The organism is Pseudomonas sp. 2(2015), from assembly GCF_000955865.1.
In the GTDB taxonomy this organism is placed as follows: domain Bacteria; phylum Pseudomonadota; class Gammaproteobacteria; order Pseudomonadales; family Pseudomonadaceae; genus Aquipseudomonas.
Window position 1 is genome coordinate 196742 of record NZ_JYOF01000014.1, and the last position, 24941, is coordinate 221682.

The 24941-nt window shown below is 64.3% G+C and carries 23 protein-coding genes and 1 tRNA gene; 11 read left to right on the top strand and 13 right to left on the bottom strand.

The annotated features are described in order from the left end of the window. Nucleotides 1-873: a thioredoxin gene (gene trxA / locus UB48_RS19285; protein WP_045199979.1), complete on the top strand. Its 873-nt coding sequence runs from the start codon at nucleotides 1-3 to the stop codon at nucleotides 871-873. Between the two features lie 66 nt (nucleotides 874-939). Here the strand turns inward: trxA and UB48_RS19290 are convergent, their stop codons facing one another. Then, nucleotides 940-1284, bottom strand: a complete 345-nt coding sequence (locus tag UB48_RS19290) for a hypothetical protein (protein ID WP_045199981.1) — start codon at nucleotides 1282-1284, stop codon at nucleotides 940-942. A 132-nt stretch (nucleotides 1285-1416) separates the two neighbouring features. Here UB48_RS19290 and UB48_RS19295 point away from each other — a divergent pair, with 132 nt between their 5' ends. The 5 genes from UB48_RS19295 (at nucleotide 1417) to UB48_RS19315 (ending at nucleotide 5344) form a co-directional block, all read left to right on the top strand. Further along, complete coding sequence (locus UB48_RS19295; protein ID WP_045199983.1) at nucleotides 1417-1995, top strand: DUF2796 domain-containing protein; 579 nt, start codon at nucleotides 1417-1419, stop codon at nucleotides 1993-1995. A 46-nt stretch (nucleotides 1996-2041) separates the two neighbouring features. Continuing rightward, nucleotides 2042-2761 (top strand): ABC transporter ATP-binding protein, encoded by a 720-nt coding sequence (locus UB48_RS19300; protein ID WP_045199985.1) that lies wholly within the window; start codon nucleotides 2042-2044, stop codon nucleotides 2759-2761. Further along, entirely contained in the window at nucleotides 2761-4026 is a 1266-nt protein-coding gene (locus UB48_RS19305; protein ID WP_045199986.1) for an ABC transporter permease, read from the top strand. The genes UB48_RS19300 and UB48_RS19305 overlap by 1 nt, the downstream gene beginning before the upstream one ends. A gap of 8 nt (nucleotides 4027-4034) precedes the next feature. After that, nucleotides 4035-4550 carry a DUF3299 domain-containing protein gene (locus UB48_RS19310; protein ID WP_045199988.1) on the top strand — a complete coding sequence of 172 codons (516 nt, stop codon included), beginning with the start codon at nucleotides 4035-4037 and terminating at the stop codon, nucleotides 4548-4550. A 110-nt stretch (nucleotides 4551-4660) separates the two neighbouring features. Next, nucleotides 4661-5344, top strand: coding sequence for an OmpW family protein (locus UB48_RS19315; RefSeq protein WP_038998518.1), 684 nt, complete (start codon nucleotides 4661-4663; stop codon nucleotides 5342-5344). Nucleotides 5345-5421: 77 nt separating this feature from the next. Here the strand turns inward: UB48_RS19315 and UB48_RS19320 are convergent, their stop codons facing one another. Both UB48_RS19320 and UB48_RS19325 read right to left on the bottom strand, forming a co-directional pair. Next, entirely contained in the window at nucleotides 5422-6351 is a 930-nt protein-coding gene (locus tag UB48_RS19320) for an NAD-dependent epimerase/dehydratase family protein (protein WP_045199989.1), read from the bottom strand. Then, complete coding sequence (locus UB48_RS19325; protein WP_045199991.1) at nucleotides 6344-7228, bottom strand: sugar nucleotide-binding protein; 885 nt, start codon at nucleotides 7226-7228, stop codon at nucleotides 6344-6346. Before UB48_RS19325 ends, UB48_RS19320 begins: the two co-directional genes overlap by 8 nt. 295 nt (nucleotides 7229-7523) lie before the next feature. Here UB48_RS19325 and UB48_RS19330 point away from each other — a divergent pair, with 295 nt between their 5' ends. Genes UB48_RS19330 through UB48_RS19340 form a run of 3 tightly spaced genes read left to right on the top strand, consistent with a single transcriptional unit; the run spans nucleotide 7524 to nucleotide 10227 of the window. Next, the gene (locus UB48_RS19330; protein ID WP_045199993.1) at nucleotides 7524-8567 is read left to right on the top strand and encodes a TauD/TfdA family dioxygenase; all 1044 of its coding nucleotides are present in this window, start codon (nucleotides 7524-7526) and stop codon (nucleotides 8565-8567) included. Nucleotides 8568-8583: 16 nt separating this feature from the next. Next, nucleotides 8584-9378 (top strand): TSUP family transporter, encoded by a 795-nt coding sequence (locus UB48_RS19335; protein ID WP_045199995.1) that lies wholly within the window; start codon nucleotides 8584-8586, stop codon nucleotides 9376-9378. Nucleotides 9379-9387: 9 nt separating this feature from the next. Beyond that, nucleotides 9388-10227, top strand: coding sequence for an alpha/beta hydrolase (locus UB48_RS19340; RefSeq protein WP_045199997.1), 840 nt, complete (start codon nucleotides 9388-9390; stop codon nucleotides 10225-10227). A gap of 5 nt (nucleotides 10228-10232) precedes the next feature. Here UB48_RS19340 and UB48_RS19345 read toward each other — a convergent pair whose 3' ends face one another. Next, nucleotides 10233-11051, bottom strand: a complete 819-nt coding sequence (locus UB48_RS19345; protein WP_045199998.1) for a helix-turn-helix transcriptional regulator — start codon at nucleotides 11049-11051, stop codon at nucleotides 10233-10235. Nucleotides 11052-11226: 175 nt separating this feature from the next. Here UB48_RS19345 and UB48_RS19350 point away from each other — a divergent pair, with 175 nt between their 5' ends. After that, on the top strand, nucleotides 11227-12669 hold the full coding sequence (locus tag UB48_RS19350) for a sodium:alanine symporter family protein (RefSeq protein ID WP_045200000.1): 1443 nt from the start codon (nucleotides 11227-11229) through the stop codon (nucleotides 12667-12669). A gap of 1 nt (nucleotide 12670) precedes the next feature. After that, the gene (locus UB48_RS19355) at nucleotides 12671-13663 is read left to right on the top strand and encodes an asparaginase (protein WP_045200002.1); all 993 of its coding nucleotides are present in this window, start codon (nucleotides 12671-12673) and stop codon (nucleotides 13661-13663) included. A 3-nt stretch (nucleotides 13664-13666) separates the two neighbouring features. On the opposite strand, the gene UB48_RS19360 is transcribed toward UB48_RS19355, so the two are convergent. The 9 genes from UB48_RS19360 to UB48_RS19405 all read right to left on the bottom strand — a co-directional run bounded on the left by UB48_RS19360 (nucleotide 13667) and on the right by UB48_RS19405 (nucleotide 24883). After that, nucleotides 13667-13762: transfer RNA gene (locus UB48_RS19360), tRNA-Sec, on the bottom strand. A 9-nt stretch (nucleotides 13763-13771) separates the two neighbouring features. Beyond that, nucleotides 13772-15691 (bottom strand): selenocysteine-specific translation elongation factor, encoded by a 1920-nt coding sequence (gene selB, locus UB48_RS19365; RefSeq protein ID WP_045200004.1) that lies wholly within the window; start codon nucleotides 15689-15691, stop codon nucleotides 13772-13774. Beyond that, nucleotides 15688-17103 (bottom strand): L-seryl-tRNA(Sec) selenium transferase, encoded by a 1416-nt coding sequence (gene selA / locus UB48_RS19370; protein ID WP_045200006.1) that lies wholly within the window; start codon nucleotides 17101-17103, stop codon nucleotides 15688-15690. Before selA ends, selB begins: the two co-directional genes overlap by 4 nt. 62 nt (nucleotides 17104-17165) lie before the next feature. Next, entirely contained in the window at nucleotides 17166-18089 is a 924-nt protein-coding gene (gene fdhE / locus UB48_RS19375) for a formate dehydrogenase accessory protein FdhE (protein ID WP_045200008.1), read from the bottom strand. Between the two features lie 4 nt (nucleotides 18090-18093). Beyond that, on the bottom strand, nucleotides 18094-18747 hold the full coding sequence (locus UB48_RS19380; RefSeq protein WP_045200010.1) for a formate dehydrogenase subunit gamma: 654 nt from the start codon (nucleotides 18745-18747) through the stop codon (nucleotides 18094-18096). Further along, on the bottom strand, nucleotides 18744-19694 hold the full coding sequence (fdxH, locus tag UB48_RS19385; protein WP_045200013.1) for a formate dehydrogenase subunit beta: 951 nt from the start codon (nucleotides 19692-19694) through the stop codon (nucleotides 18744-18746). The genes UB48_RS19380 and fdxH overlap by 4 nt, the downstream gene beginning before the upstream one ends. Further along, nucleotides 19694-22759 (bottom strand): formate dehydrogenase-N subunit alpha, encoded by a 3066-nt coding sequence (gene fdnG, locus UB48_RS19390; protein WP_156160223.1) that lies wholly within the window; start codon nucleotides 22757-22759, stop codon nucleotides 19694-19696. Before fdnG ends, fdxH begins: the two co-directional genes overlap by 1 nt. Nucleotides 22760-22966: 207 nt before the next feature. After that, nucleotides 22967-23479: a single-stranded DNA-binding protein gene (locus tag UB48_RS19400; protein ID WP_045200019.1), complete on the bottom strand. Its 513-nt coding sequence runs from the start codon at nucleotides 23477-23479 to the stop codon at nucleotides 22967-22969. A gap of 9 nt (nucleotides 23480-23488) precedes the next feature. Beyond that, the gene (locus tag UB48_RS19405) at nucleotides 23489-24883 is read right to left on the bottom strand and encodes an MFS transporter (RefSeq protein ID WP_045200021.1); all 1395 of its coding nucleotides are present in this window, start codon (nucleotides 24881-24883) and stop codon (nucleotides 23489-23491) included. Nucleotides 24884-24941 lie beyond the last annotated feature (58 nt).

Genomic DNA, 24941 nt, shown 5'->3' on the forward strand with positions numbered 1-24941 from the left:
ATGAACCCTGCTACCCCGTACATTTTCGATGCCACTGGCGCCGACTTCGATCAGTTGGTGATCCAGAACTCTTTCCATAAACCGGTACTGGTCGACTTCTGGGCCGAGTGGTGCGCGCCGTGCAAGGCACTGATGCCGCTGCTGGCGCAGATCACCGAGAGCTACCAGGGCGAACTGCTGCTGGCCAAGGTCAACTGCGATATCGAGCAGGACATCGTCGCCCGCTTCGGCATCCGCAGCCTGCCCACCGTAGTGCTGTTCAAGGATGGCCAGCCGGTCGACGGCTTTGCCGGTGCCCAACCCGAGTCGGCGATTCGCGCCCTGCTCGAACCCCATGTACAACTGCCGCCCCCGGCTGCCGCCGACCCGCTGGAGCAAGCCCAGGCGCTGTTTGCCGAAGGCCGTTTCAGCGAAGCCGAAAGCACCCTCAAGGCGCTGCTCAGCGAAGACAACAGCAATGCCGGCGCGCTGATCCTCTACGCCCGCTGCCTGGCTGAGCGCGGCGAACTGGGTGAAGCCCAGACCGTGCTCGACGCGGTCAAGAGCGACGAGCACAAGGCTGCCCTGGCCGGTGCCAAGGCGCAGCTGACCTTTCTCGGCCTGGCCGCCAGCCTGCCGGAAGTCGCCGACCTTAAAGCGCGCCTGGCGCAGAATGCTGAAGATGACGAGGCCGCGTACCAGCTGTGCATCCAGCAGTTGTCGCGTCAGCAGTACGAAGCGGCGCTGGAAGGCTTGCTCAAGCTGTTCAAGCGCAATCGCGGCTATGACGGCGGGGTGGCACACAAGACCTTGCTGCAGGTGTTTGACCTGCTGGGCAACGACCACCCGCTGGTTGGCAGCTACCGTCGCAAGTTGTTTGCTGCCTTGTATTGAATTGATCGCGGGGCAAGCCCGCTCCTACTGATCCTGTAGGAGCGGGCTTGCCCCGCGACACCCTCATTACCCCACCCAGTGATAAACCGGCGCATCCGCCCCGCTTTGCACCTTCACCTCGGCACTGTGGCGCAGGCGCACCAGCAGTCGCTTGCCCGCCGCGGTATTGCCCGCCAGCCCTTCCAAGTGTTCAAGCAACTCCGGCCCGTTGAGCTGCCCGGCCTTGCGCAGTACCTCGCGCGCCGCCTGCCAGAGCGCATCATCCGGTCGCACCGCCGCAACCGCACTCGCCGCTGCTGCAGGCGCTGGCGTCACAGCGGCCAGCTGGCCGCCCAGTTGCGCCCATTCCGCCGGGTCCAGTTCCAGGGTCAGGTCTACCGGCCAGTCGCCGATGTGTCCGCGAATTCGCATGGGGGTGTCCTTGTGCGCAGTCAATGGGCCCATGCTCCCACGCCAACGCTTCATCGCCAAGCACACTGGCGCACGCCGAACAAGTTGTTATAACATTACCAAATCATTCCAGTGCCTCCGCGGAGTCAGCCCATGCGTCGTCTGTTGCTCGCCTTGCCGTTTGCCTTGTTGCCCCTGGCCGTCGCCCACGCCCATGAAGGCCACGACCACGATCATGACCACGCCCATGGCAGCCTCGGCGCCCATGAACACGGCGTCGCGCGCTTGAATGTGGTGCTCGACGACAAGTCCCTGGAACTGGAACTGGACAGCCCGGCGATGAACCTGGTCGGCTTCGAACACCCGGCCACCAGCGCCGCCGACAAAGCCAAGGTTGCTGCCGTGCGTTCACAATTGGAAAAACCATTGGCGCTGTTCGGCCTGGCCAAGGCGGCCAACTGCAGCGAAAGTGACCAGGAGCTGGAAAGCCCGCTGTTCGGCGACAAGCCGGCAGTCGATGATGACGGCGACGAGCACGAAGGCCATGAGCACAGTGAGGTCCATGCCCATTACCGGCTGACCTGCGACAAGCCCGCTGAACTCAAGAGCCTCGACCTGACTCCGTTGTTCAAGGCCTTCCCCGCCACCCAGAAAATTACCCTGCAACTGATCGGGCCCAACGGCCAGCAAGGTGTCGAAGCGACCCCGGCCAAGGCCACGATCAACTTCTGATAGCCCTTTTGCAGCGAAACGCCCGGGGTAACCCGGGCGTTCATTTATGAGCCAGGCACTGATTGAACTGACCGACCTGGGCTTCGCCTGGCCGGGCCAAGCCCCCCTGCTGGAGATTCCCACCCTGCGCCTGGAAGCCGGCGAATCGTTGTTTCTCAAAGGCCCCAGCGGCAGCGGCAAGACCACCCTGCTGGGCCTTTTGGGCGGTGTGCAAAAGCCCGATCGCGGCAGCATCCGCCTGCTCGGCCAGGACTTGAGCGAACTGAAGCTGGCCGCCCGCGACCGTTTTCGCGTCGATCACACCGGCTACATCTTCCAGCAGTTCAACCTGCTGCCGTTTCTCTCGGTACGGGAGAACGTCGAACTGCCCTGCCGCTTCTCGCGCAGCCGCGCACAACGCGCCGCCGAGCGCCATGGCAGCATCGACCAGGCCGCCGCCAGCCTGCTCGCCCACCTGGGCCTGAAAGACCCGGCGTTGCTTGCCCGCCGCGCGGGCAGCCTGTCGATCGGCCAGCAACAGCGCGTTGCCGCCGCCCGGGCCTTGATCGGCCAGCCGGAGCTGGTAATCGCCGACGAGCCAACATCAGCCCTCGACGCCGACACCCGCGAAGCCTTCATCCGCCTGTTGTTCGCCGAATGCCGTGCGGCCGGCTCGAGCCTGCTGTTCGTCAGCCACGACCAGAGCCTGGCACCGTTGTTCGACCGCCAGCTGTCCCTTGCCGAACTCAACCGCGCGGCCCGCCCGGCCAACGACCTGGAGGCCTGATGTACCTGCTCCGCCTTGCCCTGGCCAGCCTGGCCAACCGCCGCTTTACTGCATTTTTGACCGCCTTCGCCATCGCCCTGTCGGTGTGCCTGCTGCTGGCGGTCGAGCGGGTGCGCACCGAAGCCCGCGCCAGCTTTGCCAGCACCATCAGCGGCACCGACCTGATTGTCGGCGCCCGCTCGGGCTCGGTGAACCTGCTGCTGTACTCGGTGTTTCGCATCGGCAACGCCACCAACAACATCCGCTGGGAGAGCTTCGAACACTACGCCAGCGACAAACGGGTGAAATGGGCCATTCCCATCTCCCTGGGCGATTCCCATCGCGGCTACCGGGTGATGGGCACCGACGCGCGCTATTTCGAGCACTACCAGTACGGCCGCAAGCAGAACCTGCAACTGGCCGAGGGCCGCGCTTTCGCCAGCGACCCGTTCGAGGTGGTGCTTGGTGCCGAGGTGGCCGATGCCCTGCACTACAAGCTGGGCGACAAGCTGGTGCTGGCCCATGGCGTGGCGGCCATCAGCCTGGTCAAACACGATGACAAACCATTCACCGTGGTCGGCGTGCTGCAACGCACCGGCACCCCGGTCGACCGCACCCTGCACATCAGCCTGGGCGGTATGGAGGCCATCCACATTGACTGGCACAACGGCATGCCGGCCCGCGGCGCCGGGCGTATCAGCGCCGATCAGGCGCGCAACATGGACCTCAAGCCCGCCGCCATCACCGCCTTCATGCTCGGCCTGAACAACAAGGTGGCCACCTTCAGCCTGCAACGGGAGATCAACGAGTACCGCAACGAGCCGCTGCTGGCGATCCTCCCGGGCGTGGCCCTGCAAGAGCTCTGGAGCCTGATGGGCACGGCCGAGCAGGCGCTGTTCGTGGTCTCGCTATTCGTGGTGCTGACCGGCCTGATTGGCATGCTCACGGCGATCCTCACCAGCCTCAACGAACGGCGCCGGGAAATGGCCATCCTGCGCTCGGTCGGCGCGCGTCCCTGGCACATTGCCGGGCTGCTGGTGCTCGAAGCACTGGCCCTGGCGGTGGCCGGCATCATCGCCGGGGTGGCTTTGTTGTACGCCTGCATCGCCCTGGCCCAGGGTTACGTGCAGGCCAATTACGGCCTGTTGCTGCCGCTGGCCTGGCCCAGCGCCCATGAATGGACCCTGCTGGGCATCATCCTTGGCGCCGCCTTGCTGATGGGCAGCGTGCCGGCCTGGCGCGCCTATCGCCAGTCGCTGGCCGACGGCCTGTCCATTCACCTGTGAGTACCTCGATGAACCGCGTCTTGCTGCTGTTGCTGCTGTTGATTGCCTCGCCCCTGTGGGCCGCTGAACCGCGCACCCTGGAGTGGCAGCAACTGATCCCGGCCGGGGCGCCGGTGATCCATCCACAACTGGCGCCGCTGCACGACCTTTCGCAACTGAGCGAGGCCCTGGCTGCCGAATCGGCACCCGCTGCGCGGCAAACCGCACCCAATGCCCCGGTGGTCAAGGCCCTGGATGGCCAGCAGGTCAAACTGCCGGGGTATATCGTGCCGCTGGAGGTCAGCGAAGAAGGCCGCACCACCGAGTTCCTGCTGGTGCCTTACTACGGCGCCTGCATTCATGTACCGCCACCGCCGTCGAACCAGATCGTTCACATCTTCAGCGAGATCGGCGTCAAGGTCGAAGACCTCTACCAACCGTACTGGATTGAAGGCCAGATGCAGGTCAAAGCCTCCAGCAGCGAGCTGGCCGATGCCGGATATCAGATGGAAGCCGAGAAAATCTACGCATACGAGCTAGAATGAAAGGCCGCTTGTCAGCCTTTGACGATTTCATTGAGCTGCGTCAAAAGTCGCCGTCCGTCAGCTCCTTACCATTGGACTCATTAAATTCTAAACGTCCTTTGGGAGCTTCCATGAACAAGTCCTTGCTTGGCGCCTCGCTCGTTGCTCTGGCGCTTGCAGCCCCTGTTGCCCACGCCCACCAGGCTGGCGACTTCATCCTGCGTGCCGGTGCGATCACTACCGCTCCCAACGAGAACAGCGGCGACATCAAGCTCGACGGCACCAAGATGTCCGGCACCAAGGCTACTCTGGACAGCGACACCCAGCTGGGCCTGGCGTTTGCCTACATGCTGACCGACCACATCGGCCTCGAGCTGCTGGCCGCCACTCCGTTCCAGCACACCGTGGGCGTCAAGGGCCTGGGCGCTGGCCTGGATGGCAAGCTGGGCGACATCAAGCAACTGCCACCGACCCTGTCGCTGCAGTACTACCCGATGGAAGCTTCGTCGAAGTTCCAGCCTTACGCCGGTATCGGTCTGAACTACACCATGTTCTTTGACGAAGACCTGAGCAGCAACCGCAAGGCTCAAGGCTTCAGCAACATGAAGTTGAAAGACTCGGTCGGCCTGGCCGGTCAGTTGGGCATGGACTACATGATCAACGACAACTTCCTGATCAACGCCGCGGTCTGGTACGTCGACATCGACACCAAGGCCACCATCGACGGCCCGAGCGCCCTGGGCGTTGGCAAGACCAAGGTCGACGTCGATGTCGATCCATGGGTCTACATGGTTGGCGTGGGTTACAAGTTCTAAGCGTCTTCAAACGCACATCGCGGGGCAAGCCCGCTCCTACAGCGTGATGTAGGAGCGGGCTTGCCCCGCGCTGCTTTTCAGCGTCCTAAAAGTCGCGCCAGCCCCACTACCAGCGGCGTCGGCTCAGGGAAATCAAAACGTGCCAGCAAGCGCTGGTTGTTCGCCCGCGAATGGCGGATATCGCCCGAGCGCGCCGGCCCATGGCTGATCGCCGGCAAATCGCCAACCACCGACTTCAATGCCGCCAGCAACTGGTTCAGCGAAGTGGCCTGGTTCAGGCCGATGTTCACCGCGCCCTCCTCGACCTGTGCCAACTCCAGCGCCTGGACCATTACCGTGACCAGATCGCCAACATAGAGAAAATCGCGGGTCTGCTCACCGTCGCCAAACAGGGTGATCGGCGTGCCGTTCAGGGCGCGCTCGCAGAAGATGCTGATAACCCCGGAATACGGCGAGGAAGGATCCTGGCGCGGGCCGAAGATATTGAAAAAGCGGAACACCACCGGCTCCAGGCCATGCTGGCGGCGGTAGAAGTCCAGGTACTGCTCGCTGGCCAGTTTATCCACCGCGTAAGGCGTCAACGGCGCCTTGGGCGTGTCTTCGACAATCGACTGGCCTTCGCCATTGTTGCCGTACACCGCCGCGCTGGAGGCAAACAGCACGCGCTTGATGCCGTTCAGGCGCATGGCCTCGCACACGTTGAGGGTGCCGATGAAGTTGCTCTGGTGGGTTTTCACCGGGTCGTCCACCGAGGCCTGTACCGAGGCGACCGCGGCCAGGTGCACCACCGCCTGGCAACCGGCCGCGGCGCGCTTGACCAGTTCGGCGTCGGCGACATCACCTTCGACCAGTTGCAGCCGGGGGTTGTCGATCTGCAGGTTGCTGCGCTTGCCCGTCGACAGGTCGTCGAGGATACGCACGCTATAGCCTTTTTCCAGCAACGCATCGCTGAGGTGGGAACCGATGAAGCCGGCGCCACCGGTGATCAGAATAGGGGCATCAGCCATGACGATAGAAGCGATCCAGTAAGGGCGGCAAACCGGCGCGCCAGGCGCGGGGCTTGATGCCGAAGGTGTGGAGGATTTTCTTGCAGGCCAGCACCGCATGCTGCGGTTCTTCGCTGGCGTCCGGGCGCGCGGCGTGGGCCTGCGCGGTCGGGGCCTGTACCGCCAGCTTATGCAACTGGGCCGCTTCCGTGAGGATAGCCTGCCCCAGCGCCAGCGGCGTGGTCGCCTCGTTCCCGGCATAGTGATAGGTGCCCCACAGGGGCGCGGCGCAATCGAGCTGCTTGAGCACCGAGAGGATTACCCGCGCAGCGTCGTCCACCGGCGTCGGGTTGCCGCGCCGGTCATCGGCCAGCAGCAGTTCCTGCGGTTGCTCGGCGCGGGTCAGGAAGCGGCCGAGGACGCCATCGATACTCTCGTCAAGCACCCAGCCAAAGCGCAGCAACACATGCTGCGGGCAGGTGGCGCGCACGCTCTGCTCGATGCGCCACAGGGCCTGGCCACGCAGGCCCAGCGGCACTGGCTCGTCCTTTTCGCTGTAGGCGGTCGCCCGCGAGCCATCGAAGACCCGGTAGCTGGACGGCTGGACAAGAATGATGTTGTGGTGCTGACACAGCTCGGCCAGGCGCTCGACGGCGCGCTCCTGCTGGGCCAGGCGCTGCTCGCTGACCGCTTCGGCCTGGAACCAGTCGAAGTAGTAAGCCAGGTTGATCAGCGCATCAGGGCGGGTGTCGTCGAGCAACTGGGTCAGGCTCGCCGGATCCCAGCCGCTGTCCGGCGGGCGCGGTGCCAGAAAGCCGATATCTTCCTCGGCCCCGAGTCGAATCAGCGCTTGCCCGAGGGCACTTCCACCACCCAACAGCATCAGGCGCATTCGCATAGAGTCAGCAGGTCCGATCAGATTATTGGAAGAAAGCCTTCATTTTGCGGTTTCCGGCAGGGGAAGTCCAACACAGGGGCGCCCGTCCCGCCCGGCGCGGCGCTGAGGGCAAGGTTTTTCCTGTGCTTACACAAATCCGGAAACTGCCTATACTGCGCCCGGAATGAGCTGACTCGCCTGAATGGATTAACCAGGAGAATAGTTAGCTTATTCGTTCGCCGGGGCGCAGCAGCACTTTCTGCACCCTGGTCGGCACGGATTGCCAGATAAAACCAATAACAAAGGAATGTTTCCCATGCAGGATTCGGAAGTCGCGTACCTGAGTTTCGACCAGGACCAGGCCCGTACGCTGGCAGCTGCCAGCCAGCACCTCGCCGAACTCGGCGGCCCTCAGGCCCGCGGAGTCGCCAACCAGGCGCGCCAGTGGGCACAACGCCTGCACCCTACCCTCGACGCCAGCCAGAAGGCCGTGTTGCAACGCTTTGCCGATGGCCAGTTGTCCGCCCTGATGTGCTCGCAGATGGCCTGCCCCGGCAGCGATCCGCTGTCCGAGCATCTGCCTGAGCTGGCCACCCTGGCTCAGAGCGAGCGCTGCCTGTACCTGGCCTCGCGCAACCAGTTGCTGCTGGAGCTGGTGAACTACCGGGCCTTTGCCTTCGATATCGACAACGAAGGCCAGATCATGCGGCTGGTCGGCAACTTCAAAGGCGGCGGCAGCGTGCCCCGCCCCGACGAACACCAGCACACCGAAGTCGAACTCAGCTCTCACGCCGGGTTGCGCCTGGGCCCGCATACCGAAGCGCCCTACAACTGTTCGGTTGCCGCCAGCGAGGGCCGCTCACCTGCGCCGTCAGCGCTGATCCTTTCCGCGCGCTGGAACCCGGCGGGCGAACCGACCCGGATCATCCCGCTGCGCGCCATCATCGAGCAACTGGGCAGCCTGCATGCGCTGGCGTTGACCTCGGCCTCCTTCGACTTCACCCGCAGCGAGTGCTTTGTCGCCGGTCAAGGCGAGGCCGGCCAGGCCACGTCGATGCTGCAGTTCGATCCCGACGGCGGTTTCAGCCTGCGCTACAACTCGTATCGTTTCTCGTTGAACGATCACGCCAGCGACGCCGCAGCCCGTGCCTTCGACGCCTTCCAGGCGCTGGTCCGGGACGCCCAGCCCTTGCCGTTCGTGCTCCAACCCGATAGCGCCTTGCTGATCAATAACTGCCGCGCCCTGCATGGGCGCGACATTCTCCAGGACAACCGGCGCCTGCTGGTGCGCCTGTTCGGCTACTCGCGATTCGCGCGCCCGATAGTCCTCAACGATGACCCGCTGCTGGTACGTGGCTGAACAAGGGAACCCCCCGATGATGGAAATTGATATCACCCTGCTGCTGACCCTGGCGTCGGTAGCGCTGATGGCCGGATTTTTCGATGCCATCGCCGGCGGCGGCGGGCTGATCACCCTGCCGGTGCTGTTCGTTGCCGGCATCGACCCGCTGGCAGCGATCGCCACCAACAAGTTCCAGGCCGCCTCGGCGACGGTCTCGGCCACCTTTGCCTTTGCCCGCAAGGGCATGATCGACTGGAAGCGCGGCCTGCCCATGGCGGCCATGGCTTTTGCCGGTGGCGCCCTCGGGGCGCTGTCGGTGAGCCTGGTGCCCAAGAGTTTCCTCCAGGCCTGCGTACCGGTGCTGCTGATCCTGGTGGCCGCCTACTTTGCCTTCAGCCCCAAGCCGGACGAGCAGCAGCGCAAAGCGAGGATCTCGATCAGCCTTTTCTGCCTGGCAGTGGCGCCGGTGATCGGCTTCTACGACGGGGTGTTCGGCCCCGGCGTTGGCTCGTTCTACATGGTGGCGTGCGTGGTTCTGCTCGGCCAGCCGATGCTGCGCGCGGTGTGCAACAGCAAACTGCTCAACGCCGCCTGCAACCTCGGGGCGCTGTCGGTGTTTTCCCTGAGCGGCGCGATCGTCTGGCCGCTGGCCCTGGCGATGGCTTGCGCGGCCTTCGTCGGCGCGCAACTGGGGGCTCGCTGCGCGGTGCATTTCGGTCCTAAACTGATCAAGCCGCTGCTGGTCTGCGTGTGCTGCATCATGGCCCTCAAGCTGCTGCTCAGCGCCGGCAACCCCCTTGGCGAATGGCTGCAACATCAGTTTTTATAGGCGGTGTCCATGCACCTGGAAGCAATTTCGACTCAACGCTCCACCTGGCAGTACGACGAACCCGCGCCGGCTACCGAGCGCTTCATCAGCGAAACCTTCGACGGTTTCCAGCAACAGGCGCGGCTGCTTATACCTGACCAGGAGCGCGCTGCGCCGATGTTCGTGATCGGTGGCGCGCGCTCGGACTTCACCCGCCTCAACCCGCTGCTGTATCGCCTGCAGCAGCAGGGGATCGGCTCACTGACCGGCAACCTCTCCGGCCACAGCCTGGCCGCCGAGCCCGGCGCGCCGCAGCCGTCGCTGACCACCAACCTGGAAGAAGCGCAGCGCTTTCACCGGCATATCGCCGAGCGCTGCCAGACCCTGCTCGGCCACAGCCTGGGTGGCGCCATCGCGCTGAAACTGGCAGCGCAAACGCCCGCCATCGACAAACTGGTGCTGATCTGCCCGGCGGTTTACCCGGACGCCGCCCACCAGGCGCCGTTCGGCCCGGCCTTCAGCGCAGCGATCCGCCAGCCCTACGGCTTTCTCGACTGCGACAGCTACGAGTTTCTGCGCACGTTTGCGGGCCGGGTACTGCTGGTGATCGGCGAATTCGACGGGCTCAACTCCAAAGCCTACGGGCAAGCCGAAGGCACCTCGGCGGGCACCTTGTGGCTGGCCGGCGCCCAGCGCTATAGCCCGATCCCTGAAGAAGTCACCCAGGCCCTGCTGCGCGCCGTGCCGGCACCGCACCTGGAATGCCTGCTGCTGACCGACTGCGATCACGGCATTGCCGCACACCTGCGCGACAAGCCGGCGGTGGCCAATCAGGTGGCGCAGGTGGTGGCCGAGTTCATTCTCGGCTAAGCGGGTTATTCAATCTCGAACAGGCCGTTGCGGATCGGCCCGGCGCTCAGGCGTTCACGCACGTCGTCGTCGATCCGTGGATCGTCCGGGCGGTACAGCTTGACCTGGCGGTAGGCGCTGATGCGGTTGATCTCGGTGCCGAGGAACTCCCACACCACCCGGGTGCAGGCCGGGGTGCGCCGGTCACCGCTGGAAACCCCGGTCTTGAGACCGTTGAGGCGGGTGATGCGGCTCTTGAAGCTGGGAATGAGGATGGTCTGGCTCATCTCGTTGACCGTCAGCGATTCGTAATCGAGCAGAAACAGGCGGTCCTGCAACTGGAACGCCGCGCCCAGGTAACGGCAGCGCACCCAGTCTTCGGCCTGCACATCGGTACTGCTGGAGCGCTCCTGACGCTCCTGGCGCTCGAACAGAAAACTGCCGCGCTCTTCGCGCAGGTGCACCAGCGACAGCAGGATGGAGCCGGGTACCGACATGCAGTTGGAGTATTCGAAGTAGTAACCGCAATAGCGCGACAGGTTGCCGGCGTGTTCGCGCAACGGCCGCAGCAGCTCGGCCAGCGGATCGTTGTGGCTGAGCGCCTGGTTGGCGGTACTGCGCGCACCAATCAGGCGCGCGAACTGCTCCGGCGGCAAACCCAGTTCGTAATCCTCGACACCGAAGAAATCGCCGATGCGCTTGAGGTTGTACGCCGTCGGCTGGCTTTGCCCGCTCAGGTACTTGTTGAACTGTGCACGATTGATCGACAGCTGCCGGCAAACTTCCGAGATAGAGCGGTAGTGGCTGCAGGCGAGCTTGAGATTGGCGCCGAGATGTTCGCTCATGTGAGCCGTTCCAGGTGATGCGATAGGCGCCAGTTTAGCATCAAGTCGCATCAACTGAGAGCAACCCGCGAAATTGTAACCAGTCTTGTCATGACCAACCATGCGCCCCACGGACACGGCGCATCGACGCCGGCCTGTCGTCTTTCATGCGAAGAATAAGAATCGAGGTCATTTCATGCTCGAAGCGCTCAACGATTTCCTCTCGGGGAAACTCCTCATCGTGCTTATCGTCGGACTCGGCAGCTACTTCACCCTGCGCTCCCGTTTCGTCCAGTTCCGCCATTTCGGCCACATGTTCAGCGTCTTCAAGGAATCCCTGCGCGGCCAGGCAGGCCAGCTGAGCTCGTTCCAGGCGCTGATGCTGAGCCTGGCCGGCCGCGTCGGTGCCGGTAATATCGCCGGTGTCGGCATCGCCGTGACCCTCGGCGGCCCGGGCGCGGTGTTCTGGATGTGGGTGACCGCGCTGGTGGGCATGTCCAGCAGCTTTTTCGAGTGCACCCTGGCCCAGGTCTACAAACGTAGCGACGGCGACGGCCTGTACCGTGGCGGCCCGGCCTACTACATCCAGCACGGCCTGAAGCTGCGCTGGATGGCGATGGTGTTCGCGATTCTGCTGCTGGTGACCTACGGCTTTACCTTCAATGGCCTGCAGTCCTACACCGTGACCCACTCGCTGCAGAACGCCTTCGGCTTCGAGCCGAAATACACCGGTATCGCCCTCGCCGCCCTGCTCGGCCTGGTGTTCATCGGCGGTATCAAGCGTATCGCCTCGGTGTCCGACCTACTGGTCCCGGTCAAGACCCTGGCCTACATCGGCGTGACCCTGTACGTGATTTTCACCCAGATCGAACACGTGCCGGCCATGCTCGAAACCATCGTCAAGAGCGCTTTCGGCCTTGATCCGGCCTTTGCCGGCCTGCTCGGCAGCGCTATCGTCATGGGCGTCAAACGTGGCGTGTTCGCCAACGAAGCCGGCCTTGGCAGTGCGCCGAACGTCGCCGCCGTGGCCGCGGTGAAACACCCGGCCGCCCAAGGTGTGGTCCAGGCGTTCAGCGTGTTCCTCGACACCTTCGTGATCTGCACCTGCACCGCACTGCTGATCCTGCTCTCGGGCTTCTACACCCCAGGCTTTGAAGGTGACGGCATTGCCCTGACCCAGAACTCCCTGGCTGCGGTAGTCGGTGACTGGGGACGGATTTTCGTCAGCGTCGCGCTGTCGCTGTTCGTCTTCACCTGCATCCTCTACAACTACTACCTGGGCGAAACCAGCCTGCAGTTCTTCACCCGCAACCGCCTGGTGCTGCTGGGCTACCGCGGCCTGGTACTGCTGCTGATTCTCTGGGGTTCGGTGCAAAACCTGTCGACCGTGTTCGCTTTCGCCGACATCACCATGACCTGCCTGGCGTTCGTCAACCTGGTAGCCCTGGCGCTGTTGTTCAAGGTTGGCCTGCGGGTGATGCGCGACTACGACGAACAGCGCCGCGCCGGTATCGCCCAGCCAGTGTTCGACGCGTCGAAGTTTTCCGACCTGGACCTGGACCCGGCTGCCTGGCCAGTGAATCCGCAGGTCGAGACCCGGACCGACGTCAACGTCGCCAACGCACAGACTCAGAGCTGACATGCGCGCCGTCAACAACCTTCTGGTGCTGTACACCGGCGGCACCATCGGCATGCTGCAAACCCCGCAGGGCCTGGCGCCTGCCGGCGGCTTTGAAGCGCGTATGCGCGAGCACCTGGAGCAAATGGCCGATGCACCGCTGTTGAACTGGCGGCTGTGCGAACTGCGGCCATTGATCGACAGCGCCAACATGCAGCAAAGCAACTGGCTGGCCATGCGCGAGGCGATTGTCGAAGCGGTGGAGCGCGATGGCCACGACGGTATCCTGCTGCTGCACGGCACCGACACCCTGGCCTACACCGCAGCGGCGCTGTCGTTTTTGCTGCTCGGCCTGCCAGTACCGGTACTGCTGACCGGCTCGATGTTGCCGGCCGGCACCGCCGACAGCGACGCCTGGGACAACCTTTGCGGCGCCCTGCGGGTGATGGCATCCGGTATCGACGATGGCGTGCAGCTGTATTTCCACGGCCAGCTGCTGCACGGCGCGCGCGCGTCGAAGCTGCGCAGCGAAGCCTTCGATGCCTTCGCCGCGCTGCCGCGTGAGCGCGATGGACAACGCGCCGAGTCGCTCCCGGCCTGCCTGGATTACCGCCAGCCACGCCAACCGGTAAACCTGATGGTGCTGCCGGTGTTCCCCGGGCTGCAGGTCGGCCATCTGCGCGGCCTGCTCTCTAGCGGCGTGCAGGGCTTGCTGCTGGAGTGCTACGGCAGCGGCACCGGGCCATCGGACGATCAGGACCTGCTCGATGCGCTGCACGACGCCCGCCAAGGCGGGGTGTTGATTGCGGCCATCAGCCAGTGTCCGGAAGGCGCGGTGCACTTCGACACCTATGCGGCCGGCAGCCGCCTGCGCGATACCGGCCTGGTCAGCGCCGGCGGCATGACCCGCGAAGCGGCGCTGGGCAAGATGTTCGCTTTGCTCGGTGCCGGGCTCGATGTGCAAGCGGCGGAACACTGGTTCGCCCAGGACCTGTGCGGCGAGCGCGCCCAGTAGAAATGGCGGAAGGCAGCGGGAGTCGAACCTGCCCGGGAACGGCTGCCGTCCCCAACCGGGTTTGAAGCCCGGCCGCGCCACCGGGCGCGATTGCCTTCCTTGAACGGGTTACTGCCCCGGCGCCTGGGCCAGGGCATTGTCGGCGCGAACCTGGCGTCGGTCACCGACACGCCGGGTCAGGCCGATACGGTCGAAGTACTCGAGTACCTGCACACTGCGCTTGCGCCCGATCCCCAGCACATCGCGAAACGCCGCCACCTGCACCACCGGATCGTCGCTGGCCAGCTGCAAGAGCATAGCCGCCATTTGCCGGATCGTGGCCTCAGGATAGAACAGATCGCGCACCACCTGGTGCACCTGGCCCAAACGCCCAAGCTTGCGCAGCAACAGGCGCACCTCGGCTTCATCGACTTGTAGCGACCTGGCCAGGTCGCGTACCCAGGGCGGGTCGAACAGCCCCTCGACCAGCAATGGCTGCACCTGGCTCCACAGCTGCGAGTCAGCATCGCTCAAGCGTATCTGGTGCTCGGGCAGGTGCAGCCAGGGCCCGCTGCTGACCAACTTGCCGCTGGCGAGCAGTTCATCCACCAGGCTGATGAAGGCCGGGCGCTCAAGGGTCAGGCCAACAAAGCGGCGCAAGCGATCACGATCAGGACCGAGCTGGTCCGGCTCCTGTTCATGAAACCGCGCCAGCCCCTCCAGCAACGCCGTTTGCAGAGTTTGCCAATGCTCATCGGTAAACAGCAGCGGGCCTTGGCGAGTGGCGATTACCTGGACATTGGCCGGCAGTTGCCAGCAGCTGCGCAGGCGATTGAACTGGCGCTCCAGGCGTTGCGGGTCGAGGCCCAGGTCATCACTGGCCAGCAGCGCCGGCAAGGCCTGCTCAAGGCTGTCGGCGCCAGCCAGGGCCTGCAACTGGGCAATGCGCGCCTCGCTGCGGCGCTGGCGCGCAGGTGCAAAGGGATCGAGCACCCGGCCGCCACCGAGGGTACGTTGCGCACGCTGGTCACGCAGCACCAAGCGATCACCGTGCACCGCCTGTACCGGTGCATTGGTGAGCAGTTGGGCGAACATGCGCTTGCCCGGTAGCACATGCTCGCCCTGCAACAACGCTACCCGGGCGGTGACATCCTGGGTGCCCAGGTGCACATGCACCGGGCTGAAGTGCTCGAAGGCGCGCAGTTCGCTGGCCAGCAGTTGCAGCTCGATGTCCACGCGCTGGGTCGGCGCATGCAGCCACTCGGCAAGCAACCAGTCGCCACGGTGAATTTGCTCAAGGGCCAGGCGCTCGGCACTGATGTTCAAGGCCACCCGCTGCCCAGCTTGGGCCTCAACGGCGGCCTGGTTCTGCGCATGCAGGCCACGCACCCGCACCGGCTTGCCGGCTTTGCCGAGCAGCAGGCTGTCGCCCAGTTGCACACGCCCGTCCAGCGCCGTGCCGGTGACCACGATACCGGCACCGGCAACCGCGAACGCACGGTCGATGGCCAGGCGAAAACCGCCCTGGCTGCTGCGCTGGCTAACCTCAGCCTGAGCCGCCAGTAAGGCCTGGCGCAGCGCCTCGATGCCCTCGCCGGTAACGCTGGAAACCACGAACTGCGCCGCCCCCGCGTACGGCCCGGCAGCCAGCAGCACGCTGACCTGGGCTTGCACTTCCTGCAGCCGCTGCGGCTCGACCCGGTCGCACTTGCTGATTACCACCAAGGCCTGGGGAATACCCAGCAGCTCGACGATCGCCAGGTGCTCGCGGGTCTGCGGCATCACCCCGTCATCGGCGGCCACGACCAGCAGCACCAGGTCGATGCCCTGGGCGCCAGCGAGCATGTTGTGGATAAACCGCTCGTGACCGGGCACGTCGATAAAGCCGGTTAGAGCTGCGCCAGGGCTGAGGGCGGCATAACGATAGCCGAGGTCGATGGTCATGCCGCGCTCGCGCTCTTCCCGGCGCTGGTCGCCCGCCTGGCCGGTCAGGGCCTCGAGCAAAGCGGTCTTGCCGTGGTCGATATGCCCGGCGGTACCGATAATCACGCCTGCACCTGCGCCAGTTGCGCCAGCCACGCGGTTTCGTCATCGAGCTGGCGCAGGTCCAGCCACAGCGCATCGTCATCGATGCGCCCGAGCACTGGAATCGGCAAGGCCCGCAGCGCGCGTTCCAGGCCATGCAAGGCGCGACCGCGCAGGCGCTTGGACACCTGCGGGCGCACACACAAGGCCGCACTGGGCAAGCGCGCCACCGGCTGGCTGCCACTGCCGATCATGCCCAATGCAAGCTCTGCGCTGACCGTCCACTGCTCGCCCAGCTGTTGCGCCAACGCTGGCTGCAAGCGCTCGGCCTGCTGGAGAATCTCGGCCTGCGGCCGGGTCAGCAGGCGCAGGCTGGGCAGGCGCTCGGCCAGTTGATCAGGATTACGGTACAAGCCCAGCACCGCCTCAAGCGCTGCGAGGGTGAGCTTGTCGACCCGCAAGGCGCGCTTGAGCGGGTTCTTTTTGATCCGCGCGATCAAGTCCTTGCGCCCGACAATGATGCCAGCCTGTGGCCCGCCCAACAGCTTGTCGCCGCTGAAGGTGACAAGATCGGCGCCATCGGCCAGGGCCTGGCGCACAGTCGGCTCGGCCGGCAGGCCCCAGCGGCTCAAGTCGAGCAGGCTGCCGCTGCCGAGGTCTTCGAGCAGGGGCAAATCATGGCGATGAGCCAAGCGCGCCAGTTCTGCGGTCGGCACCTGGGTGGTGAAGCCTTGAATGCTGTAATTGCTGCAATGCACGCGCATCAACAGGCCGCTGCGCGGGCCGATGGCCGCCTCGTAATCGCGGGCATGGGTGCGATTGGTGGTGCCCACCTCATGCAGCTTGACCCCGGCGCGGGCCATGATGTCGGGAATGCGAAAAGCGCCACCAATCTCGATCAACTCACCGCGCGAGATGATCCCCTCTTTGCGCGCACCGAGGCTGTTGAGCGCCAGCAGCACGGCCGCGGCGTTGTTGTTGACCACGGTGACGGCTTCGGCGCCGGTGAGTTCGCGGATCAAGCCTTCAATCAGGTCATCGCGATCGCCGCGCTTGCCGCTGGCCAGGTCGAACTCGAGGTTGAGCGGATAGCGGGCCGCCAGTTGCACGGCGTCGATGGCTTCCTCGGGCAGCAAGGCCCGGCCCAGGTTGGTGTGCAGCACCGTGCCGGTGAGGTTGAAGACCCGCCGCACCTGGCTGCGGTGGCGAACCACCAGGCGCTCGCCGGCGCGGCCGAGCAGCACCGGCGCGGCCAGTTCAGCGGCGTCCAGTTGGCCGAGCCGGGCGTCCTCGCGCAGGTCGTCGAGCAACTGGCGCAAGGTCGCCAGCAGCGCGTCGCGGCCATAGCGCTCGGTCAGCGGCTGGCTGGCGGGGTGACGCAACAGAGTGTCGATGGAGGGCAGGCGGATCGGGAGCTTGGCGAGGTTGGACGGCATTCAGACGGTTCTCAACTTCAGTGGGCGCTGGCCATGGGCAAAACCTCAGTGTAGACCCGATCTCACTCCCCTCCCGGCGCCAGCAAAAGGTTCGGCGCCAGGCGCTGGAAGCCTTCCTGATCCAGGCGCAGGTCCAGCGCCAGGCTGGCAAGGTCGGCCGACAGTGCTTCGGCATCGGCGTCGTTTTCCAGGTAGATATGCTTTAGGTAGGTGTTGCAGCCCGGACAGCATTCGGCCTGCAGCGGCGCCTTGGCGCTGGCGTAGCGGTCATCCTCGAAGCTGAAGTACTTGAGGCCCTTGCTCTGTTCGCAGTACACGCATTTGACCCGCACCACATGCCATTCGCAGGCACACAGCGAACACACCAGGTAACGTAGGCCGTTGTACTTGCCGCGATGGCGGATGACCCCGGCCATGGCCGGCGAGCCACAGGCCGGGCATTGGCAGAGGCTGTCCGCCGCTTTCAGTTCGACCCCCTGCAGGCTCAGCAGCCAATGGCTCCAGGCCGCCTGCAACGCCGCGCCCAGGAACGGCACCAGCGCCGCCGGCACCAGGCTGTACGAACCTGTGAGCAAGGCGATGGCCCACAGCTTGCGCTGCTCATCGGCGGCGCATTGCAGCACAGACACGGCATCGGCCACGGCGCCACTCGAAGCCGGATAGCGCTGCAACAACGCCTGTAGATAAGCCAGCCAGTGTCCGTCGCGCACCAGGCTGTCGGCAGCCAGCGGCGGCAAGCCATGCTCGACACACAGGCGCTGGCGTTCGCTGTCGCTGGGAGCTGCGGCAGGCGGCTGGTCGAGCAGGCTCTGTTGCACATGGCAGAGGCCGGCCAGCAGACGCAGGTAATCCACCAGCGGGTTGCCCTCGGCCAGTTGCTCCAGGCGCTGCGCACGCAGGGCGAACAGGTTCTTCGGCGGCAGGTAGAGAAACGGCGGCGTGCTGGCCGCCGCTTCGATCTGCCCGGGTTCCAGAAGAGTACTCAAGCGCTCATCCTTTTTTATTGATCGGCGGTGGCGGCTGTTTGTCGCCGGTCACTTCCCGATACCACAGCTCATGGTGTTTTTTCGCCCAGGCGCGGCTGACCCAGCCATGCAGCATGGCGCTGACCGAACCCTTGATCCAGATCCCGGCGTAAATATGGACGATGATGCTCAGCACCAGCACGAACGCCGCCAGGGCGTGCGCCAGGGTCGCCAGGCGAATCGAACCGATACCGAAATAACTGCTGAAGTAGGCCCGCCAGATCACCACGCCGCTGATCAACAGCACCAGCATGCACAGCAGCAAGGTCCAGAACAGCAGCTTCTGCCCGGGGTTGTACTTGCCGATTGGCGGTACGCCCTCCTCTTCGTTGCGCATCACCCGGTCGATACGCTTGAGCCATAGGCGGTCGTTGGCGATGAAGTAGTTCGCCCGCCAGAAACGCAGCACCAGGCCAACAAAAAACACGAACATCAACACGCCCATGAACGGATGCAAAATCCGTGTCCACGGCCCGCCGCCGAAGAGATGGCTGAGCCAGAACAGTGCCGGGTGAAACAGTGCCAGCCCCGACAACCCGGCCATGATGAACAGGATCGCCACCAGCCAGTGATTGGTCCGTTCGTTGGCGTTGTAGCGCAGGATAGGTTTGTCGTTCATGGTCGTTCCTCCCCTTGCCCGCCCGGCCGGTTCGGGTCATAGACATGCACCGCCGGGTCGACCACCTGCACACTGGTATCCGCAGGGCTCGGGTGCTCGTCCTCTTCGACCCGCTGCGGGCCGACGCGCACATAGTGGAAGAACCCGGCGAGCACCGCCGCGCCCATGGCCAGCAGCGCCAGCGGCTTGGTCACGCCTTTCCACAGGCCTACCAGCGGGCTGATGATCGGCTGGTCCGGCAGGCCCGCGTACAAACGCGGGGTATCGGCATGGTGCAGCACGTACATCACGTGGGTACCGCCGACACCATCGGGATCGTACAGGCCGGCGTTGTCGAAACCCCGCGACTTGAGGTCGACGATGCGCTCGGCGGCGTGCTCCTTCATGTCCTGCTTGCTGCCGAAGACAATGGCGCCGGTCGGACAGGTTTTCACACAGGCCGGCTCCAGCCCCACCGACACCCGGTCGGAACACAGGGTGCACTTGTAGGCCTTGTGGTCCTTCTGCGAGATTCGCGGGATGTTGAACGGGCAGCCGGTGATGCAGTAGCCGCAGCCAATGCAGTGGTCCTGGTTGAAATCGACGATGCCGTTGGCATGCTTGATGATTGCCCCCGGGCTCGGACAGGCCTTCAGGCAACCGGGATCGGCGCAGTGCATGCAACCGTCCTTGCGGATCAGCCACTCCAGGTTGCCGTCGCCGGTTTCGTGCTCGGTAAAACGCATCAGCGTCCAGGTTTCGGCGCTCAGGTCCTGGGGGTTGTCGTAGGTGCCATGGTTGTGACCGACCTCGTCTCGCAGCTCGTTCCACTCCGAACAGGCCACCTGGCAGGCCTTGCAACCGATGCACTTGGTGGTGTCGATCAGCTTGGCCACCTCCTCCAGCTGGCGGATCGACGAGGGCGGCGTGGTGGTGGCCGAACGGGCGATGATGTCTTGGCTAGCCATCAGATTTTCTCCACGTTGACCAGGAACGACTTGGATTCCGGCGTCTGCGTATTACCATCACCGAGGAACGGCACCAGGGTGTTGGTCAGGTAGCCGTGGCGGGTACTGCCGGTGAAGCCCCAGTGCAGCGGAATGCCGATCTGGTGCACGGTCTGGTTGTTGACCTGCAACGGCCGGATGCGCTTGGTGACCACCGCCACCGCCTCGATATGCCCGCGCTTGCAGGTGACCCGCACGCGGTCGCCGGCGACGATGCCCTTCTCTTGCGCCAGCACTTCGCCGATCTCGACAAACTGCTCGGGCTGGGCAATGGCGTTGAGCTTGCAGTGCTTGCTCCAGAAGTGGAAATGCTCGGTCAGCCGGTAACTGGTCGCCGCGTAAGGGAAATCCTTGGCCTGGCCAAGGGTGTCCCACACCGAATCGAAGATGCGCCCGGCCGGGTTGCTGGTCGCCTGCTTGTTGTTCGGGTGCAGCGGGTTGATGCCGATCGGCGTTTCGAAAGGCTCGTAGTGCTCGGGGAACGGGCCTTCGTTCATCTTGTCGACGGCAAAGAAGCGCGCCACCCCTTCAGGGTTCATGATGAACGGGTTCATGCCGGCCTCTGGCGGCACGTCTGCCTTGTAGTCCGGGGTATCGGTGCCGCCCCAGGCTTTGCCGTTCCACCACACCAGGCGCTTGTTCGGGTCCCACGGCTTGCCTTGCGGGTCGGCCGAGGCGCGGTTGTAGAGGATCCGCCGGTTGGCCGGCCAGGCCCAGGCCCAGCCGAGGTTCTGCTTCATGCCGAATGGGTCGCTGTTGTCGCGCCGGGCCATCTGGTTACCCTGCTCGGTCCAGCTGCCGCAGAAGATCCAGCAGCCAGAAGCAGTACTGCCGTCATCCTTGAGCTGGGCAAAACCGGACAACTGCTGGCCGGCCTTGAGGGTAGCGCCAGTGGCATCAGTGAGGTCGCTGACGGCGTTGCCGTTGAGCTCCCTGGCCAGTTCTTCGGGCGACGGTTCATCGGCTACCTTGTAGGGCCAGCTGAGGTTCAACAGCGGCTCGGCAAAGGCGCCGCCTTCGGTCTGGTAGCGTTTGCGCAGGCGCAGGAACAGCTCACTCATGATGCGCACGTCGGTGCGGGTTTCCCCCGGGCCGTCGGCGCCCTTCCAGTGCCATTGCAACCAGCGGCTGCTGTTGACCAGCGAGCCGTCCTCTTCGGCAAAGCAGGTGGTGGGCAGGCGGATGACTTCGGTCTGGATAGCCTCGCTCTGCACGTCGTTATAGGGCCCGACGTTGCGCCAGAACTCCGAGGTCTCGGTGGCCAGCGGGTCCATCACCACCAGCCACTTGAGCTTGCTCAGGGCCGCAGTCACGCGGTTTTTGTCCGGCAACGCGGCAATCGGGTTAAAGCCCTGGCACATGTAGCCGTTGACCTTGCCCTGGCCCATCAGGTCGAACATCTTCAGCACGTCGTAACCGGGAATATCCAGCTTCGGCAGCCAGTCGTAGCCCCAATGGTTTTCGGCGCTGGCATTGGCGCCATACCAGGCTTTCATCAGGCTGACGTGGAACTTGCCGTAGTTCTGCCAGTACGACAGCTGCCCGGGCCGCAACGGCTTGAGCGCCCGCTTGGCGATGTAGGCGTCGTAGTCCTGCTCGGCATCGCCCGGTAGGGTCAGGTAGCCTGGCAGCGAATTGGACAACAGGCCCAGGTCAGTAAGCCCCTGGATATTGGAGTGCCCGCGCAGGGCGTTGACCCCGCCACCGGGCATGCCGACGTTACCCAGCAGCAGTTGCACCATCGCCGCACTGCGAATGATCTGCGCACCGATCGAGTGCTGGGTCCAGCCCAGGGCATAGAGAATCGTCATGGTCTTGCCCGGTTGCGAGCAGGTAGCGATCTCTTCCCAGATCTTCAGCATGCGGTCTTGCGGCATGCCGCAGGTCATGCTCGCCAGGTCCGCGGTGTAGCGGCTGTAGTGCAGCTTCATCAGCTGGTAGACGCAGCGCGGGTCCTGCAGGGTCGGGTCGACCTTGGCAAAGCCGTCCTCGCCCAGCTCGTAACCCCAGCCGGACTTGTCGGTGTAGCTGCGCTTGGCCGCGTCATAGCCACTGAACAGGCCATCCTCGAAGCCAAAGCCGGCTTTGACGATAAACGACACGTCGGTGTAGTTGCGCACGTACTCGTGCTGGATCTTGTCGTTACTCAGCAAGTAATTGATCAGGCCGCCCATGAAGGCGATATCGCTACCGGTACGAATTGGCGCGTAGTAATCGGCCACCGACGCGGTACGGGTAAACCGCGGGTCGACCACAATCAGCCGGGCCTTGTTATGGGCCTTGGCTTCGGTCACCCATTTGAAGCCGCACGGGTGCGCTTCTGCTGCGTTGCCGCCCATCACCAGGATCAGATTCGCGTTGGCGATATCGGTCCAGTGGTTGGTCATGGCACCACGGCCGTACGTCGGGGCAAGACTTGCCACCGTCGGGCCATGTCAGACACGCGCTTGGTTATCGAACCCCAGCATGCCCAGGCTGCGAATGACCTTGTGGGTCAGGTAACCGGCTTCGCTGGACGCCGCCGATGCCGCCAAAAAACCCGTGGTCAGCCAACGGTTGACCGTCTGCCCCTGGGCATTCTTCTCGATGAAGTTGGCGTCGCGGTCGGTCTTGACCAGATCGGCGATACGGTCCAGCGCCTCATCCCAGGACACCCGCGTCCACTCGCTGCTGCCGGGCTTGCGCACCTGCGGGTACTGCAAGCGGCTGGGGCTGTGGATAAAGTCGAGCAGGCCGGCGCCTTTCGGGCACAGCGTACCGCGGTTCACCGGATGGTCGGCGTCGCCTTCGATATGGATGATGTTCTGCGCAACGTTCTTGCCGCCGTCCCCCTGGCTGTACAGGATCAGGCCACAGCCGACCGAGCAATAGGGGCAGGTGTTGCGCGTTTCCTTAGTGTGCGCCAGCTTGAAGTGGCGCACCTGCTCGGCGAAGGCAGGTGTCGGGGCCATGCCCAACGCTGCCAGGCTCGAGCCTCCAAGGCCAACTGCTGCGACCTTGAAGAACTGCCGACGGTTGAGATCCATCGTGCACTCCTGATCAGGTGGTGGACGCGCGGGACGTTGCCGGCGTCTCTTGAAACGATCACGGTGGCGGCAGATTGATGGCCGCCAACTGTCACTCTAGTCAAGATTCCCGGGAGCGGGATGAAAACGGATTGTCGGTCGACAAAAAGCAAAACGCCCGATGCGATGCACCGGGCGTTTTGAGGGTATTGCGGTCAGCGTGGCGAATCAGAACGGAATATCGTCATCGAAGCTGTCGAAGTCCGGAGCCGGCTGCGGTGCGGCCTGCTGAGGCGCCGGGCGCTGTTGCGGCGCGGACTGCTGTGGACGCGGAGCCTGTTGGCGTGGCGCCTGGTTGTAGTTGTTGCCGCCTTGCGGGGCGCCGTCCTGGTTCTGCGGGCGGCCACCGAGCAGTTGCATGGTGCCCTGCATGTCGACGACGATTTCGGTGGTGTAACGCTTGATGCCGTCCTTTTCCCACTCGCGGGTCTGCAGCTTGCCTTCGATGTAGACTTGCGAGCCTTTGCGCAGGTATTCACCGGCGATTTCGGCAACTTTGCCGAACATCGATACGCGGTGCCATTCGGTGCGCTCGACCTTCTGGCCGGTCTGCTTGTCGGTCCACTGCTCGCTGGTAGCCAGGCTCAGGTTGGTCACGGCGTTACCGTTGGGCAGGTAGCGGACTTCGGGATCCTGGCCGCAGGTACCGACCAGAATGACTTTGTTAACCCCACGGGCCATAACGTTCTCCTAGGCTTCGCACGCGGAGGAAGCCGGGTTTACCAGGCGTTCCAGGGTCGTGCGATCCAAAATTTGTGTATCAAGTTTGATATAGATGGCGGCTTCATCGGCCACCACCACTGCGTCGGTCACACCCGGGACGGCCATCAGCCGCTCGGTCAGCCCCGCTTCCCGTACCGCCTCGGCCGATAACGGCATGCGCAGGCTGGTCACGTACGGCGGTTCACGCATGCTCAGCGCCACGACCCACCACAGGGCACACAACGCTGCGCAGCCAAGGAACACCGTGCTCAGGCCACCGTGCTGGAACAACCAGCCACCGAGAATTCCTCCCAACGCGGCACCAAGGAACTGGCTGGTGGAATATACCCCCATGGCCGTGCCCTTGCCGCCGGCGGGCGACACCTTGCTTACCAGTGAAGGCAAGGATGCCTCCAGCAGGTTGAAGGCGGTGAAGAATATCACGGTGCCGATCACCAGTTCGTGCAAGTTGTCTGCTGACAGCCAGAAGAATAGCTCGGTGAGCATCAACACACTGACCGCGCCCAGCAGGACACGTTTCATCTTGCGCTTTTTTTCGCCGTAGATGATGAACGGGATCATTGCAAAAAATGAAATCAGCAAGGCGGTCAGGTACACCCACCAGTGCTCTTCTTTCGGCAGGCCGCCGCGCTCGACGAAAGCCAGCGGCAAAGCGATGAAACTGGCCATCAGAATGGCATGCAAGACGAAGATGCCCACGTCCAGGCGCAGCAGGTCCGGGTGGCGCAGGGTCGGCATCAGCGCCTGCTTGGCGACCCCGGACTCACGATGCTGCAACGCGCCGTGGGACGGCGGCACGACAAAGGCAATGATCGCAATACCGACTACGGCCATGGCCGCGGTGGCCAGGAACAACCCCGAGAGGCCAAAGGCACGGGTGACCAGCGGGCCGACGACCATGGCCACGGCAAACGACAGGCCGATGCTCATGCCGATCATGGCCATGGCCTTGGTGCGGTGCTGTTCGCGGGTCAGGTCCGAGAGCAAGGCCATGACCGCGGCAGAAATCGCCCCGGCGCCTTGCAGGATGCGTCCGGCAATCACCCCCCAGATCGAGTCGGCCTGGGCCGCCAGCACGCTGCCCAGGGCAAAGATCACCAGGCCCAGGTAAATCACCGGGCGACGGCCGATGCGATCGGAAATCACCCCGAACGGGATCTGCAGGAAAGCCTGGGTCAGGCCGTAGGCACCAATGGCCAGGCCGATCAGTGCCGGGGTGGCACCGGCCAGGTCCATGCCATAGGTCGCCAGTACCGGCAGGACCATGAACATGCCCAGCATACGGAAGGCGAACACCAGGGCCAGGCCGCCTGCGGCGCGGGTCTCGCTGCCACTCATGCGTTCGCTGTGGGGATCGTGCATGGATAAACCTCGTGTGAACCGGCGGCGATTCTACCAGTCCCATCGCATAACGGCATAT